Source organism: Streptomyces sp. A01, assembly GCF_059026195.1.
Map to the genome: position 1 here is coordinate 11,307 of NZ_JBWLKN010000050.1, position 15,866 is coordinate 27,172.

4 protein-coding genes are annotated in these 15,866 nt (G+C 72.2%); all 4 read left to right on the forward strand.

Going from position 1 to position 15,866, the window contains the following annotated elements:
* Window positions 1–914 precede the first annotated feature (914 nt).
* Window positions 915–3,773, forward strand: a complete 2,859-nt coding sequence (locus AC5P1B_RS34590; protein WP_493891985.1) for a helix-turn-helix transcriptional regulator — start codon at window positions 915–917, stop codon at window positions 3,771–3,773.
* A gap of 551 nt (window positions 3,774–4,324) precedes the next feature.
* Window positions 4,325–4,726, forward strand: coding sequence for a nuclear transport factor 2 family protein (locus AC5P1B_RS34595; protein ID WP_493891986.1), 402 nt, complete (start codon window positions 4,325–4,327; stop codon window positions 4,724–4,726).
* A 267-nt stretch (window positions 4,727–4,993) separates the two neighbouring features.
* A complete protein-coding gene (locus AC5P1B_RS34600) occupies window positions 4,994–8,236 on the forward strand; it encodes a type I polyketide synthase (RefSeq protein ID WP_493891987.1) in 3,243 nt (1,080 codons plus the stop codon).
* 68 nt (window positions 8,237–8,304) lie between these two features.
* The coding region (locus AC5P1B_RS34605; protein WP_493891988.1) for a type I polyketide synthase at window positions 8,305–15,866 on the forward strand (7,562 nt) is incomplete at its 3' end.

Sequence of the window (15,866 nt, forward strand, 5' to 3'; positions counted from 1 at the left end):
CGAGTTCCGGCGCCTGGCCTTGTGGGGCGTCGCTGCTGGTCCGTACGAACAGCCCGCGCACACAGTCGCACGGACAGCCGCGCGGGCTGCGGCGGCTGGGTGCTTCTTGCTCTCCCTTTCCGGCCCGCCCTTGGTCCGCGCCGCGCACGGCGTCGGCACGACGCGAGGAGCGCGGCGGGTCCGTGTTCGCCACATGTTGTTCACCCGGACACCCGGACATCCGACGCGTGACAGAAAAGCGTCAAGACGGAGTCGCGGAGTGTCCTGGCCGGCGGACAGGGGCCCTTCTCTCACACATTTGTGAAATCTCTGTACGGGCCTCTCGGGCGACCGCGGATCACCGGCCCGTGAGGGCTTCGGGTCAGGGAGTAATGTTGCCTGGACCGCTGGTCTTAGGGCGCTGCCCCGCTTCTCCGGCGTGCGGTGGCAGGGGGAAGGTGCCCCGGATACCGCAGGGGCTGCTGATAGCGGTGGCTTTGCTGTTACGCGGCCGTCCGGCGGAAGCCGTAAGTTACTGAAGCGTATTTCATGGCGAAGGTGATATAGAGGGCCATCGATGAACGCTTCGGATGTCTCGGTCAGATAGGTTTAATATTTCACTCCGGTCTCGGCGTGCGTTACGATGGCGGCAGTCGGATCAGTAATGCGTGTGGTGACCGCGGCCTTGCTGGGGCGTGCGTAAACACGCGAAACAACGGGGGATTTGACGGGTTTGTGCTTTGCGTTGCCATTTATTCTTGTGGCCGACTCTGATTCGCTCTGACGAATTCCAATCCGTCACATCACATAAATGCAGCGAGCGGTGTGCGGCCAAGCCCTGAACTTCCTCCCAAGAATCATCGGCAAGCAAATTCGGCGGGATATTTATATCTGCGGAGCGGCCATCTCTTGTGACAGGTGGAGGGAGCACCGTAATGCGGCTTGAGGGTGGACCCTTTGTTGAGCGGCATGGTGAATTCGAGGCTATCGACGCGGCGATCAAGAGCTGTCACGCCAAGGAAGGTCGGCTCCTGATATTCGAGGGTGCCTTAGGGTTGGGCAAGACCGCCCTGCTCAACGAGGCGAAGCAGCGCGCCCTCGGTGAAGGTTTCGAGCTCCTTTTCGCGCGCGGCAGTGAATTCGAGGCCGGCTTTCCCTACGGCATCGTGCGGCAGCTTTTCGAACCCTGGCTCGCGAGCGCGAGCGACGACGCCCGCAATGACGTCCTGGCCGGTCCGGCGCGACTGGCCGCGCCGCTTTTCGAATATGGAACCGGTGGCGTCGCGCCCGGCGCGGGACCCGAACAACAGCAGGCCGTCCTGCACGGGCTGTACTGGATGTGCGTCAATCTCGCCTGCCGCGCGCCGCTGCTCCTGCTGCTCGACGACATGCACTGGGCGGATGTCTCCTCGCTGCAATTCCTCAACTACATGGAAGGCCGCCTCAAGGGCCATGGCATCCTCTTGTGCGCGGCCACCGAGTCGGTCGACAGCGGGCAGCGCGCCGATATCAACCAGGCCCTTCTCTCCTCGTCCTCCGCGCAGCTGATCCCGGTCAACGCGCTCAGCGAGGAAGGCGTACTCGCCTTCGCCACGAACTCCCTTCCCGGTTCGCATCCCGACGCCGCCTTCGTACGGGCCTGCTATGCGGTGACCGGCGGGAACCCCTTCTTTCTCCGCGAGTTGTTAGCAGAGGCCGCCGACGGCGCCGGGGCCGACCCGAACGCCGTTTCCCGCATTGGTCCCCGTAATATCGCACGCGTTGTCCTGCGCAGGCTCCTGCAATTGCCCGAACCGCTCGCCGAGAACACCACGAAGCTCGCCAGGGCGCTGGCCGTCCTGGATTCCGCCGCCGAACCAGCCCTCACCCACGCGGCCCACGTCGCCCACGTCGCGGGGCTCGACGCCGCCGAGGCGGCCGACGCCGTCAGCACCCTGATGGACCTGGGCATCGTGCACCCCCAGGCGCCCCTGCGCTTCGCCCAGCCCATCGTGCGCACCGCCGTCTACGACCACCTGCCGCTGCCCTACCGGCACCGCGCGCACGCGCGCGCGGCCAAGGCACTGCACGCGGCGGGAGCTCCCGGCACCCAGGTCGTCCAACTCCTGCTGCCCGTACCGCCGTCCGGGGACGCGTGGACAGCGGAGATCATCGCCGAGGCCGGGCGGGACGCCCTGGAAGCGGGTGACCCGGTGGCCGCCGTGCCGATGCTGCGCCGAGCCCTGAACGAACCCGCCCCCGTCGCGGCCCAGCCCGCGCTGCTCGCCCGGCTGGGCGGCGCCGAACTGCGCATGCGCGACCCCGAGGCCCTGGCACACCTGAGTGAGGCCCTTGAGCTGACGACCGAGCCGGTGGACCGGGCCGCCATCGTCATCGACATGAGCGCGGCACTGATCGCCGCCGCGCGCTACGCGGACGCGCTGGGGCTGCTCCAGCGCACCCACGCCGAAGTCGAGGGGCGCCACCGCGACCTGGAGTTGCGGCTGAACTCCGAGATCGTCAAGGTCGCCCAGCTGACCCCGCACACCCGCCCGCTGGCGATGCGGGAGCTGAGCCGTCTCGACCGTACGGTCGGCCAAGACGGCGCCACCGCCGCCCTGGTCGGGGCGCAGCAGGCCTTCGAGGCGCTGATCACCGGGCAGACGGCGGACGACGTCATGGAGATCGGTGAGCGGGCGCTGCTGCACGGCCCGTTGATCAGCCCGCCCGACGGAGGGGCGCAGGCCGCCTGGCTGATCGCGCTGGCCTTCGCCTGCTGCGACCGGCTGCTGGAAGCTGACCGGCTTCTCCAGGACGCGCTGCGCGCCGCTGAGGAGCAGGGCCTGCACCTGGCCACCGAGGATCTGCGCGCGCTGCACGCGTGGGTGCGGTTCCAGCGCGGCATGCTCGCCGAGGCGGAGACCGACGGTTCGCTGGCACTGGGCTCCACGGAGGAGGCCGGAGTCCCGCCGATGGGCATGCCGTTCGCGGCCGGAGCGCTCATCGACTCCCTGGTCGCCCAGGGCCAGACCCGTACCGCCGTACGCGTCATCGACCGCTGCGGCCTGGGCGCCGACATCTCCCGGCAGCCGCCCTACCTCCCGCTCGTCATGGCACGCGGACGGCTGCGCATCGCCCAGGGGGAGACCGAGGCCGGGGTCGGCGATCTGCTGCGGGCCGCCGACGCGCTGACGGAGTGGGGCACGGACTGCCCGGCCCTCAGCCCGGCCGCCGAAGCCGCGGCCGCCCTCGCCAGAATCGGCCGCGTCGCGGAGGCGCGGCGTCTCGCCGAGGAGAGCCTGGGCGCCGCACGCCGCTTCGGCACGCCCAGGACCATCGCCGGGGCGCTCATCGCCGGGGGGCTCACGCTGGGCGGCGGCGCCGGGCTGCGGCAACTGGAGGAGGCCGTCGGGCTGTTGCAGGACAGCCCGGCCGCGCTGGAGCACTGCCTCGCGCTCACCGAGTACGGGGCGGCGCTGCGCAGGGAAGGCCGCACCGAGCACGCGAGGCCGCTGCTGCGCAAGGCCGGTGAGATCGCCGACACCACGGGGGCGGCCGCCCTCGGCAAGCGTGTCCGCCTCGAACTGGCCGCCATGGGCGTACGGGCGCGCGTCCCCACCCGTACCGGTGTCTCCGGCCTCACCCCCAGGGAGCGGTCGGTATCGGTGCTCGCCGCCGAGGGCAAACGCAACCAGGAGATCGCGCACATGCTGTTCGTCACCGTGAAGACCGTCGAGTGGCATCTGGGACAGGCGTACCGGAAACTCGGCATCGCCTCGCGCGGGGAGCTGCGGGACGCCCTGGCCAGGGTCTGAAACGGGCAAAGGCTGGGGTCGCTGCTGGGGCCCGACCCGAGGTTTTCGGCCCCGCCTGGCCCGCAGAATCGCAGCGTGGCCCCGCGGCGTGCGGGGCTCACACCGCATTCGCACGCGTGGGGACACGCGTCCTGGCGGCGCGTCCCGGTGCCAGGTCCCCTCGGGCGCCCCTCTCCCAGGCAGCGCCGTACCGGACCAGGTACGGGCTCCGCCCGGGGGCGGCCGCCGGGCGCCGTCACGCGGGCGGACGCCCGTGGAGCGACGTGCCGTGCCCGAGGGCGCCACAGCGGTGTTCCCGGGTGCCCGCGCACCGCGTGAGCTGATGTGGCGTGCACCGACGCCCGCGACGAGAACGGCGTCTCACCGGCGTACTCGACGCCGGGCGGTGACGCAGGCGCCACCGGGGACATGCCCGGACGCGCTCGTACGGACCCGCTCCCACGCGGGGACGCGCGATGCGCGGGCGGCGCGGACACACCATGCGGAGCGGTCCCAGCAGGCGCGCGACGCAGCGGCGCGCTCTCTCAGACAACCCCCATCAGGAGGACTCCATGCCCGACGAAAGCCAGCGCAAACAACTCGTGCTCGACTACTTCCAGCACGTCAACTCCGGTGACGTGAACGCCATCTGCAAGATGTTCGCCCCCGGCGCGAGCGTCGAAGACCCGGTCGGCACCGGCCCCGTGGTCGGCGAGGAGGCCGTACGGACCTATTTCCAGCGGGTGGTGGAGGAGTTCGGCACCCAGGACACCCCGGGTACGGTCACCGGTTCGCAAGACGAGCAGCACATCGCCGTAGGGCTGAAGGCGACCATCCGCAACCCTCAGGACCCCACCGGCGGGCGGCTCGCGGTCAACGTGACGTCGGTCTTCCGGTTCGACGCGGACGGGCTGATCGAGGAAATGCGCGCCTACTGGGGCGCCACGGACGTCTCGCCCGCTGAGAGCGCCTAAGACCCCGGCGTCCATGCCGCGGTCAGGATGCTGGGGTCGATGCTGGGGTCGCGCCCCAGGGTTTCCGGCCACCGCGTCACCGCAGAATCGTCCCATGGCCTAGTCAAGGCGTCGCATGGGCCGGTCAAACCTACGCATGCCTCGGTCAAGGGCGGGCAAAGACGCCGTCTGGTCGCGAAGGTGACGCTCGGACCGGCAGGCACGGCTCTGCCGGGCACGTAGGTACTTCATCATCGGGGGTTTCGCATGAGGATGGAAGAGACAGCCATGCCCATCGCTGTGGTGGGGATGGCGTGCCGTCTCCCCGAAGCGACCGGGCCGCAGCAGCTCTGGGCACTCCTCAGCGAGGGTCGCGACGGCGTCCGGGAGGCACCGGAACACCGGCTGGCCCACGACCCCGGTTCCGCCCGGGCCGGACACCCGGCCCGGGCTGGATACCTCGACCGCGTCGACACGTTCGACGCGGAGTTCTTCGGCATCTCGCCTCGCGAGGCCACCGCCGTGGACCCCCAGCACCGGCTGATGCTGGAGCTGTCCTGGGAAGCCGTCGAACACACCGGCATCCGCCCCCAGTCGCTGCGCGGCGCCCGCACCGGCGTGTTCGCCTCGGCGATCTGGGGCGACTACGCGGAACTGGTGCTCAGGCAGGGCGACGAAGGGCTCAGCCACCACTCGTTCACCGGCGCCCAGCGCAGCCTGCTCGCCAACCGCGTCTCGTACGCCCTCGGCCTCACCGGGCCGAGCCTGACCGTCGACACGGGGCAGTCCTCGTCGCTGGTCGCCGTCCACCTCGCGTGCGAGAGCCTGCGGCGCGGCGAGTCCACCAGCGCCCTCGTCGGCGGCGTCAACCTCATCGTCACCCCAGGCCCCACCCGGGCCTCCCAGAAGATGGGCGCCCTCTCCCCGGACGGCCGCTGCCACACCTTCGACGCCCGGGCCAACGGCTACGTGAGAGGCGAGGGCGGCGCGGTACTCGTCCTCAAGCCGCTGGACGCGGCCCTCGCCGACGGCGACCCGGTGCACAGCGTCATCCTGGGCAGCGCCGTCAACAACGACGGCGGCGGCGACACCCTCACCACCCCCCGCCGCGCCGCCCAGGAAGAGGTGCTGCGCCTCGCGCACCGAAGCGCCGGGACGGACCCGACGCAGGTCCAGTACGTGGAGCTGCACGGCACCGGAACGAAGGTCGGTGACCCCGTCGAGGCGTACTCCCTCGGCACCGTCCTCGGCGCCGGCCGCCCCGCGGAGGACGCGCTGCGGGTGGGCTCCGTCAAGACCAACCTCGGACACCTCGAAGGCGCGGCCGGGATCGTCGGCCTCCTCAAGACCGTGCTGAGCGTTCACCACCGCGAGCTGCCGCCCAGCCTCAACTTCACGACGCCCAACCCCGACATCCCGTTCGACGCCCTGGCCCTCCGCGTCCAGCACGAGCGCGGCCCGTGGCCGCGACCGGAGAATCCCCTGCTCGCCGGAGTCAGCTCCTTCGGCGTCGGCGGCACCAACTGCCATGTCGTGGTCGCCGAGCCGCCCCGTACCGCGAGCGGACGGACGGCCTCGGCCGACGCCGGCCCCGCCGCCGCTTCCGGCGTCGTCCCGTGGGTGGTGTCCGGCAGGAGCCCGCAGGCGCTGCGCGCGCAGGCCGAGGCCCTGAGCGCCCACGCCGAGGCCCACCCGGACCACAGCCCCCGGGACGTCGCCCATTCGCTGATCACGACGCGCACCGTCTTCGAGCACCGTGCTGTGGCGGTCGGCCGTGACCGTGTCGAACTCCTGCGCGGCCTGGCGGACATCGCGAGCGGAACCGAGCCGACCGGCCTGATACGCGGCGTGGCCCGGAGCACCGTGCGCCCTGTGTTCGTCTTCCCGGGTCAGGGTGCCCAGTGGGTGGGGATGGCGCGGGAGTTGATGGCGTCGGCCCCGGTGTTCGCGGAGTCGATGCGCCGCTGCGGGGCGGCCCTGGCGCCCTGTATCGACTGGAACTTCGCGGCTGAGCTTGACGGTTCGCTGGAGCGGGTCGATGTGGTGCAGCCGCTGTCGTGGGCGGTGATGGTGTCGCTGGCGGCGCTGTGGCGTTCGTACGGTGTGGAGCCCGCAGCTGTGGTGGGGCATTCGCAGGGGGAGATCGCGGCTGCTGTGGTGGCCGGTGGTCTGTCGCTGGAGGACGGGGCGCGGGTCGTGGCGCTCCGTTCGAAGGTCATACGCGAGCGGCTCGCGGGCAAGGGCGCCATGGTCTCCCTCGGGCTCGGGCACGATGCCGCCGAATCCCGTCTCTCCGGCTACGGCGGCCGGATCGGGGTGGCCGCGGTCAACGGACCCCTGTCCACCGTCGTGGCCGGTGAGCCGGAAGCCCTGGACGAGCTGGTCGCCGGATGCGAGGCGGAGGACATCCGCGCCAAGCGCGTCCCGGTGGACTACGCCTCGCACTCGCCGCAGGTGGAGACCGTACGGGACGAACTGCTGAGCGTGCTGGCCGACGTCCGGCCGGTGACAGCCGAAACCCCGTTCTACTCGACCGTCGAAGGCGAACTGATCGACACGGCCGGGCTCGACGCCGCCTACTGGGCGCGCAACCTGCGCCAGACCGTCGAGTTCGAGCAAGTCAGCCGGCAGATCTTCAAGGACGGCCACGCCGTCTTCATCGAGTCGAGCAGCCACCCCGTGCTCGCCATGAGCATCGAGGAGACCGCGGAGGAGTCCGGGGCCGGAGAGGTCACCGCCGTGGGGTCGCTGCGCCGCGACGACGGCGGCACCGACCGCTTCCTCACCTCCGTCGCCAGCGCCTTCGTGGCCGGAGTGGACGTCGACTGGTCTCCCGTACTCGCCGGTGCCCGCACCGTCGGGCTGCCCACCTACGCCTTCCAGCGCACGTCCTTCTGGGTGCGCCCGCCCGCCCCGGACACCACGGTCGCGCACGGGGCGGACTCCGTGGCGGTCGCGCCGGACGCGGGCGGGGCTCCGGACGTCACCGGCAGCGGCGACGAGGAGTCGCCCCTGCTGCGGCGGCTGGCCTCGGCCACGGCTGAGGAGCGGAGCCGGGAACTGCTCGACCTGGTCCGCTCGCACGCGGCGGCCGTCCTCGGGCACGGCACCGCCCGCGACATCGAGCCCGAGCGGGCGTTCCGCGAGGCCGGATTCGACTCCGTATCAGCGGTGGAATTCCGCAACGGGCTGAGCGCGGCGACCGGAGTGCGGCTCCCGACCACCGTTCTCTACCGGCACCCCACCCCCGCCGAACTCGCCGCCCAACTGCATTCCGAGCTGTTCTCCTACGAAGCGGACTCCGCATCCCCGCTGTGGGACGCAATGGAGAAGCTGGAACGCGTCATCAGTTCCGCCACCCTCGATGACGAACTCCGCACCCGCGTTTCCGAGCGGCTGCGCAGCCTGCTGTGGAAAATCGACACGTCCCCTGGCGCGTCCGGGGATGCCCCCACCGATGACGACGAACTCGCCTCCGCATCGGACGACGAGATGTTCGACCTCATCAACAAGGAACTCGGCATCGACTGACCAGCCGTACCGACTGACCAGCCCGTATCGACGCCACCCTTATCTTTCGCGCCGGGAGCCCTACCCCCATGACTGCCAACGAAGACAAGCTCCGCGATTACCTCAAGCTGGTCACCGCCGATTTGCGGCAGACGCGGCAGCGCCTGCAGACCATCGAGGCCCAGAGCCATGAGCCGGTGGCCATTGTCGGAATGGCCTGCCGTTTCCCCGGCGAGGTGACCTCACCCGAGGATCTGTGGAAACTCGTCACCGAGGGCCGAGACGCCATTTCCCCGCTCCCCACCGACCGCGGCTGGGACCTTGAGGCGCTGTACGACCCGGAGATGAGCGGCCCCGGCACCAGTTATGTGCGCGAAGGCGGATTCCTGCCGGGCGCGGGGGAATTCGACGCCGGTTTCTTCGGTATCTCCCCGCGCGAGGCGTTGGCGATGGACCCGCAGCAGCGGCTGCTGCTGGAGACCTCCTGGGAGGTGTTCGAGCGCGCCGGAATGAACCCGGCGGCTTTGCGTGGCGCGGACACCGGCGTGTTCGTCGGGGCCATCCCGCAGGACTACGCCCCCAGGGTCGGCGACCCCGGCGCCGAGGACCTTGAGGGCTACCTCATGGTCGGCACCACCACGAGCGTGATGTCCGGCCGCATCGCCTACACCCTCGGCCTTGAGGGCCCGGCCGTGACCGTGGACACGGCGTGTTCCTCGTCGCTGGTCGCCCTGCACCTGGCTGTGCAGTCGCTGCGGCGCGGCGAGTGCTCCATGGCCCTGGCCGGTGGCGTCACAGTCATGGCCAGCCCCAACTGGCTCGTGGACCTCAGCCGCCAGCGCGGCCTCGCCCCCGATGGGCGCAGCAAGGCGTTCGCCGAGGGCGCCAACGGCTTCGGCCCCGGCGAGGGTGTGGGCGTCCTGCTGGTGGAGCGGCTGTCGGACGCCCGGAAGAACGGGCATCAGGTGCTGGCTGTCGTGCGGGGCTCCGCCGTCAACCAGGACGGCGCGAGCAACGGACTCACGGCGCCGAACGACCTCGCGCAGGAGCGGGTCATCCGGCAGGCGCTCGCCGACGCCCGGCTCGACGCGCGCGACGTGGACGCGGTCGAGGCGCACGGCACCGGCACGGCGTTGGGCGACCCCATCGAGACACACGCCCTGATGGCGACGTACGGGCAACGCCCGGCGGACAGCGACCCGCTGTGGCTCGGCTCGCTGAAGTCCAACATCGGGCACGCGCAGGCCGCCGCCGGTATCGCCGGGGTCATCAAGATGGTGATGGCGCTGCGCGCGGGCGTGCTGCCGAAGACGCTGCATGTCGGCGAGCCGTCCTCACACGTCGACTGGTCGGCGGGTGCGGTGTCGTTGTTGACGGAGGCGCGGTCGTGGCCGGAGCGGGGTGAGCCGTGGCGTGCGGGGGTGTCGTCGTTCGGGATCAGTGGGACGAACGCGCATGTGATCTTGGAGCGGGCGGTGGAGGCGGAGGAACCGGCTGCGGAGTCGGTGAACGGGCCAGCTGGTGCTGGTGTGGTGGGTGTGGCTGGTGTGGTGCCGTGGGTGGTGTCGGGGAAGAGTGTGGGTGCGTTGCGGGCGCAGGCGGAGCGGTTGCGGGCGTGGGTGGGGGAGCGGTCTGGGTTGTCGGTGGGGGACTTGGCGGGGTCGTTGGTGGGTTCGCGTGCGGCGTTGGAGCACCGGGCTGTGGTGGTGGCGGCTTCCAGGGGTGAGTTGTTGGCTGGACTTGGGGCGGTGGGTCGGGGTGAGGCGTCGCCTGTGGTCGCGGTGGGGGTGGCGCAGCAGGGTGGGAAAGCGGTGTTCGTCTTTCCGGGGCAGGGTGCTCAGTGGGTGGGGATGGCGCGGGAGTTGATGGCGTCGGCGCCGGTGTTCGCCGAGTCGATGGAGCGGTGCGGGGAGGCGCTGGCGCCGTTCGTGGACTGGTCGTTGCGGGATGTCGTATGGGGCGCGGCGGGCGCCCCCGGGCTGGAGCGGGTGGACGTTGTCCAGCCCGTCTCCTGGGCGGTGATGGTGTCGCTGGCGGCGCTGTGGCGTTCGTACGGTGTGGAGCCTGCCGCTGTGGTGGGGCATTCGCAGGGTGAGATCGCGGCTGCTGTGGTGGCTGGTGGGCTTTCTGTGGAGGATGGGGCGCGGGTTGTCGCGCTGCGTTCGAAGGTGATCCGGGAGCGGCTCGCGGGCAAGGGCGGCATGGTGTCGCTGGGGCTGTCCCGGGACGTGGCGCAAGCCCGTATTGCCGCGTACGAGGGCCGGATCGCCGTAGCGGCCGTCAACGGGACCTCGTCCACGGTCGTCGCCGGTGAGCCGGGTGCGCTGGATGAGTTGGTCGCCGGGTGTGAGGCGGAGGAGATCCGTGCCCGTCGCATCCCCGTGGACTACGCGTCCCACTCGCCGCAGGTGGAGTCCATCCGCGGTGGGCTGATACGGGCCCTGGACGGGATCGCACCGCGCGCGGCGGCTGTGCCGTTCTACTCGACGGCGGACGGCGCGCTGATCGACACGACCGGTCTCGACGCCGCGTACTGGGTACGGAACCTGCGCCAGACCGTCGAGTTCGAGCGCACTACCCGCGTTCTGCTGGACGACGGCTACGGGCTGTTCATCGAATGCAGCGCGCACCCGGTCCTGGCGATGGCCGTGGGCGAGACGGCCGAGGACGCCGGGATCGAGGCGGCCGCCGTCGGTTCGCTGCGGCGCGACGAGGGCGGGCTCGACCGGTTCGTGCGGTCGCTCGCCGAGGCGTACGCGGTCGGCGCACCGGTCGACTGGACGCCGCTCTTGCACGGGGCCCGCACAGTCGGGCTGCCCACCTACGCCTTCCAGCGGGAGCGCTACTGGCTCCAGCCGACGGCAGGGCGCGGTGACGCGGCGGCCATCGGACTCGGCGCCGCCGGGCACCCCCTGCTCGGCGCCGCCGTGACCCTGGCGGACGGCGGCGGTGTGCTGCTCACTGGCCGGATATCCCTCCAGACCCACCCCTGGCTGGCCGACCACGCGGTGGCGGGCACGGTGCTGCTGCCGGGCACGGCCTTCGTCGAACTCGCCGTACGTGCGGGCGACGAGGTCGGTTGCGGCCAGCTCGACGAACTGACCCTGGAGGCCCCGCTGCCGCTGCCCGAACGGGGCGGCGTACAGGTCCAGGTGGTCGTCGGCGAGGCGGACGGCGGCGGGCGCCGCGCGCTGCACCTCTACGCCAGGCCCGCACAGGACACCCGTCATGGGCAGGGCAGCACGGCGGACGGGGCGGCGGACGGGGCGTGGACTCGGCACGCGACCGGGGCGCTCGCGCCGGTCGGCAAGGCGGCCGCGTTCGACCTGTCGGCCTGGCCTCCGGCCGGGGCCGAGCCGGTCGCGCTGGACGACCTCTACGGACGGCTCGTCGGCATCGGCTACGAGTACGGCCCGGTGTTCCAGGGCCTGCGGACCGCCTGGCGTTCCGGCGACGCCATGTACGCCGAGGTCGAGCTGGAATCCGGTGATACGGCCGACCAGTTCGGGCTGCACCCGGCGCTGCTCGACGCCGCCGTCCATCCCGCGCTGCTCGATTCGCTGGATGCCACCGGTCAGCCGGTGCGGCTGCCGTTCTCGTGGAGCGGTGTGACGCTGCACGCGTCGGGCGCCTCCGCCGTACGGGTACGGATGACGGCCGCAGGCCCGGACACGGTCGCCCTCAGCGTGGCGGACACCGCGGGGGCGCCCGTCGCGAGCGTCGAGGCCCTGACGCTGCGCCCGGTGGCGCCGGAGGCGCTTGGGCAGCCCAAGGGCGCCGCGCACGACGCGCTGTTCCGCGTCGAGTGGGTGGCGCTGCCGGGCGACGACAACGGCGGTGACGGGGCGGTCGGTGACCTCGTTGTGCTGGGCGAGGACGTGCCCGACCTGGCGTCGGTCGGCGCCAGTACCGACATCCGTACCGATGCGCGTACTGGTGCCCGTAGCGCTGCTCGTAGCGGTGTCGCTTCCGGCGCTGCCTCCGGCGCCGCTCCCGCCGTCCTCCCGGGTGCCGTGCCCGGTGTCGTGCCCGGTGTCGTCGTGGCGCGTGTCGGTGGCGCCGATGACGACGTACGGGGCGCGGTGGGCGAGGCGCTGGGCCTCGTGCGGGACTGGCTGGCCGACGAGCGGTTCGCCGACTCCCGGCTGGCGCTGGTGACGCGCGCCGGGTCCATCGCCCACGCGGCGGTCTGGGGCCTGATGCGCTCCGCGCAGACGGAGAACCCCGGCCGCTTCCTGCTGGTCGAGACGGAGGAGCTGGAGGGCGCGGACGGCCCGGACGGGGCGGCCCAGCCCTGCGAGTCGTACGCGGCAGGGAAGCCGGACGGCCCCCGCGACGCGGACGGGGGTACAGGCCGACCGGACCGTACCGCCGCCGCAGGCGACACCAGGCGCGCCGCACTGGCCACCGCCGTCGCCGTCGCACTCGCCTCCGGCGAGTCGCAACTGGCCCTGCGTGACGGCCGGGTGTGGGCATCACGGCTGGCCCGTGTGACGCACGCCGCCCAGTCGGCGACCCACGGCACTCCCCAGCCGGGGGCCTCCGGCACCCAGACTCCCGGCTCTCCCCAGCCGGCGGCTTCCCACTCCCCGGCGGCGGCTTCCGGCGCGGACGCCGGGGAGCAGCAGGCGCACGGCCAGGTCCGCGGCCTCGACCCGGACGGAACGGTGCTCATCACCGGCGGCACCGGAACCCTCGGGGCACTCTTCGCCCGCCATCTCGTCACCACCCACGGCGTCCGGCACCTGGTGCTGACCAGCCGCCGTGGCCCGCGGGCCCCCGGCGCGGCGGAGCTCGTGGAAGAGCTCGGCCGGTTGGGCGCGGAAGCCTCCGTCATCGCGTGTGACGTCGCCGACCGGGGCTCCCTCGCCGCCGCGCTCGCCGGTATCGCCGACGACCACCCGCTGACGGCTGTGATCCACGCGGCGGGCGTCCTCGACGACGGAGTGGCCTCGGCGCTCACCACGGAGCAGGTGGAGCGCGTCCTGCGGCCCAAGGCTGACGCCGCGCTGCACCTGCACGAGCTGACCGCGGGCATGGACCTGGCCGCCTTCGTGCTGTTCTCGTCCGTCGCCGGGGTGCTCGGCACGGCTGGGCAGGCCAACTACGCGGCCGCCAACGCCTGCCTGGACGCGCTCGCCCAGCGCCGCAGGGGCAGCGGTCTCGCCGCCGTCTCCCTTGCCTGGGGCTTCTGGGCGGAAGCCAGTGGCATGACCGGGCACCTGGACGGCGGGGACGTGCGCCGACTGGCCCGTACCGGCGTCGGGGCACTCTCCTCCGACGACGGCCTCGCCCTCTTCGACGCGGCCCTGACCTCCGAGCACGCCGTGCTCGTACCGGCCCGTCTCGACCCGCGCGCCCTCCAGTCGGCCGCCGGGGGCGACGGGGTGCCGCCGCTGCTGCGCGGCCTGGTCAGGGCTCCGCAGCGGCGCGCCGCGCGCGACACCCGCGCCGAAGCGGGCGCCGGTTCCTCCGCGCTCGCGCAGCGGCTGTCCGGCCTCTCCGAGGCGGAGGGGCTGCGGGTGCTGACCGACCTGGTGCGCGGCACGGCGGGCGCGGTCCTCGGCCACTCCTCGGCCGAGGCGATCAGCGCGGGCCGGTCCTTCCGCGAGCACGGCTTCGACTCGCTCGCCGCTGTCGAACTGCGCAACCGCCTCGGCACCGCCACCGGTCTGCGGCTGCCCGCCACCGTGGTCTTCGACTACCCCACCTCGGCCGAACTCGCCCGCTACATGCGCGGCAAGCTCGTCGGCGAGGCGGCGCGAGGCACCGGGCCGACCGCGTCGGCGGCGACCTCGGGGGCCTCCTCCCTCGGGGATGCCGGGGGAGAGCCGATCGCGATCGTCGGCATGGCCTGCCGCTACCCCGGTGCCATCCGCTCCCCCGAGGACCTGTGGCGCCTGGTCGCCGACGGCGCCGACGCGATCTCCGCGTTCCCCGCCGACCGGGGCTGGGACGTGGAGAGCCTGGTCGACCCGGAGGGGAAGCGTTCCGGTACCTCGTACGTCGGTGAGGGCGGATTCCTCTACGACGCCGCCGACTTCGACGCGGGCTTCTTCGGCATCTCGCCGCGCGAGGCGCTGGCGATGGACCCGCAGCAGCGGCTGCTGCTGGAGACCTCGTGGGAGGTTTTCGAGCGGTCCGGCATCGACCCGGGGACCCTCAAGGGCAGCCGCACCGGTGTCTTCGCCGGTGTCATGTATCACGACTACGCCTCGCGGCTCGGCGGCCAGTACCCCGAGGGCGTCGAGGGCTATCTGTCCACCGGCAACTCCGCCAGCGTCGTTTCCGGGCGCGTCGCCTACACGTACGGGCTTGAGGGACCGGCTGTGACCGTGGACACCGCGTGCTCGTCGTCGCTGGTCGCGCTGCACCTGGCGGTGGAGTCCCTGCGCCGGGGCGAGTGCACGATGGCCCTCGCCGGTGGTGTGACGGTGCTGTCCACGCCGAGCGTGTTCACCGAGTTCAGCCGCCAGCAAGGGCTGGCATCGGACGGGCGCTGCAAGTCCTTCGCCGCCGCCGCAGACGGCACCGGCTGGGCCGAAGGCGCCGGACTGCTCCTCGTGGAGCGGCTGTCGGACGCCCGCAAGAACGGGCATCAGGTGCTGGCTGTCGTGCGGGGCTCCGCCGTCAACCAGGACGGCGCCAGCAACGGCCTCACCGCCCCCAACGGCCCCTCCCAGGAACGCGTCATCCGGCAGGCGCTGGCCAACGCCGGAGTCCCCGCTTCCGAGGTGGACGCCGTGGAGGCGCACGGTACGGGCACGACGCTCGGCGACCCCATCGAGGCGCAAGCGCTGCTCACCACGTACGGGCAGGAGCGCGCGGGCGACGAGCCGCTGTGGCTGGGCTCGTTCAAGTCCAACATCGGCCACTCCCAGGCGGCGGCCGGAGTCGGTGGTGTCATCAAGATGGTGATGGCCATCCGGGACGGTGTGCTGCCCAAGACGCTGCATGTGGACGAGCCGTCGCCGCACGTCGACTGGTCGGCGGGTGCCGTAGCGCTGCTGACCGAGGCCCGCCCCTGGCCGGAGACCGGCCACCCGCGCCGCGCCGCCGTCTCCTCCTTCGGCGTCAGCGGCACCAACGCCCACGTCATCCTTGAGCAGGCCGAACCCGCTCCGGTCCCCGCCCAGGCCCCGGCGCCCGCCAGCGGCCCGCTGCCCTGGCTGCTGTCCGCCAGGACCGAGGAGGCCCTGCGCGCGCAGGCGGGACGGCTGCGCGCGCTCGCCGAGACGCGGCCCGAGCTGAGCCCCGCCGACATCGGCTGGTCGCTGGCCAGCACCCGGTGGGGACTCGAACACCGGGCCGCCGTGGTCGCCGACGGGCGCGCCGCCCTCCTGAACGGCCTCAAGGCACTGGAGCACGGCACCGCCGACAACGGCGTGCTCATCCACGGCCAGGCGGCGGAGGAGACGCAGCGCCCTGTGTTCGTCTTCCCGGGTCAGGGTGCTCAGTGGGTGGGGATGGCGCGGGAGTTGCTGGTGTCGTCCCCGGTGTTCGCGGAGTCGATGCGCCGGTGCGGGGACGCGTTGGCGCCCTTCATCGACTGGGATTTCGCGGCCGAGGTCGACGGTTCGCTGGAGCGGGTGGATGTGGTGCAGCCGTTGTCGTGGGCGGTGATGGTCTCGCTTGCGGGGTTGTGGCGTTC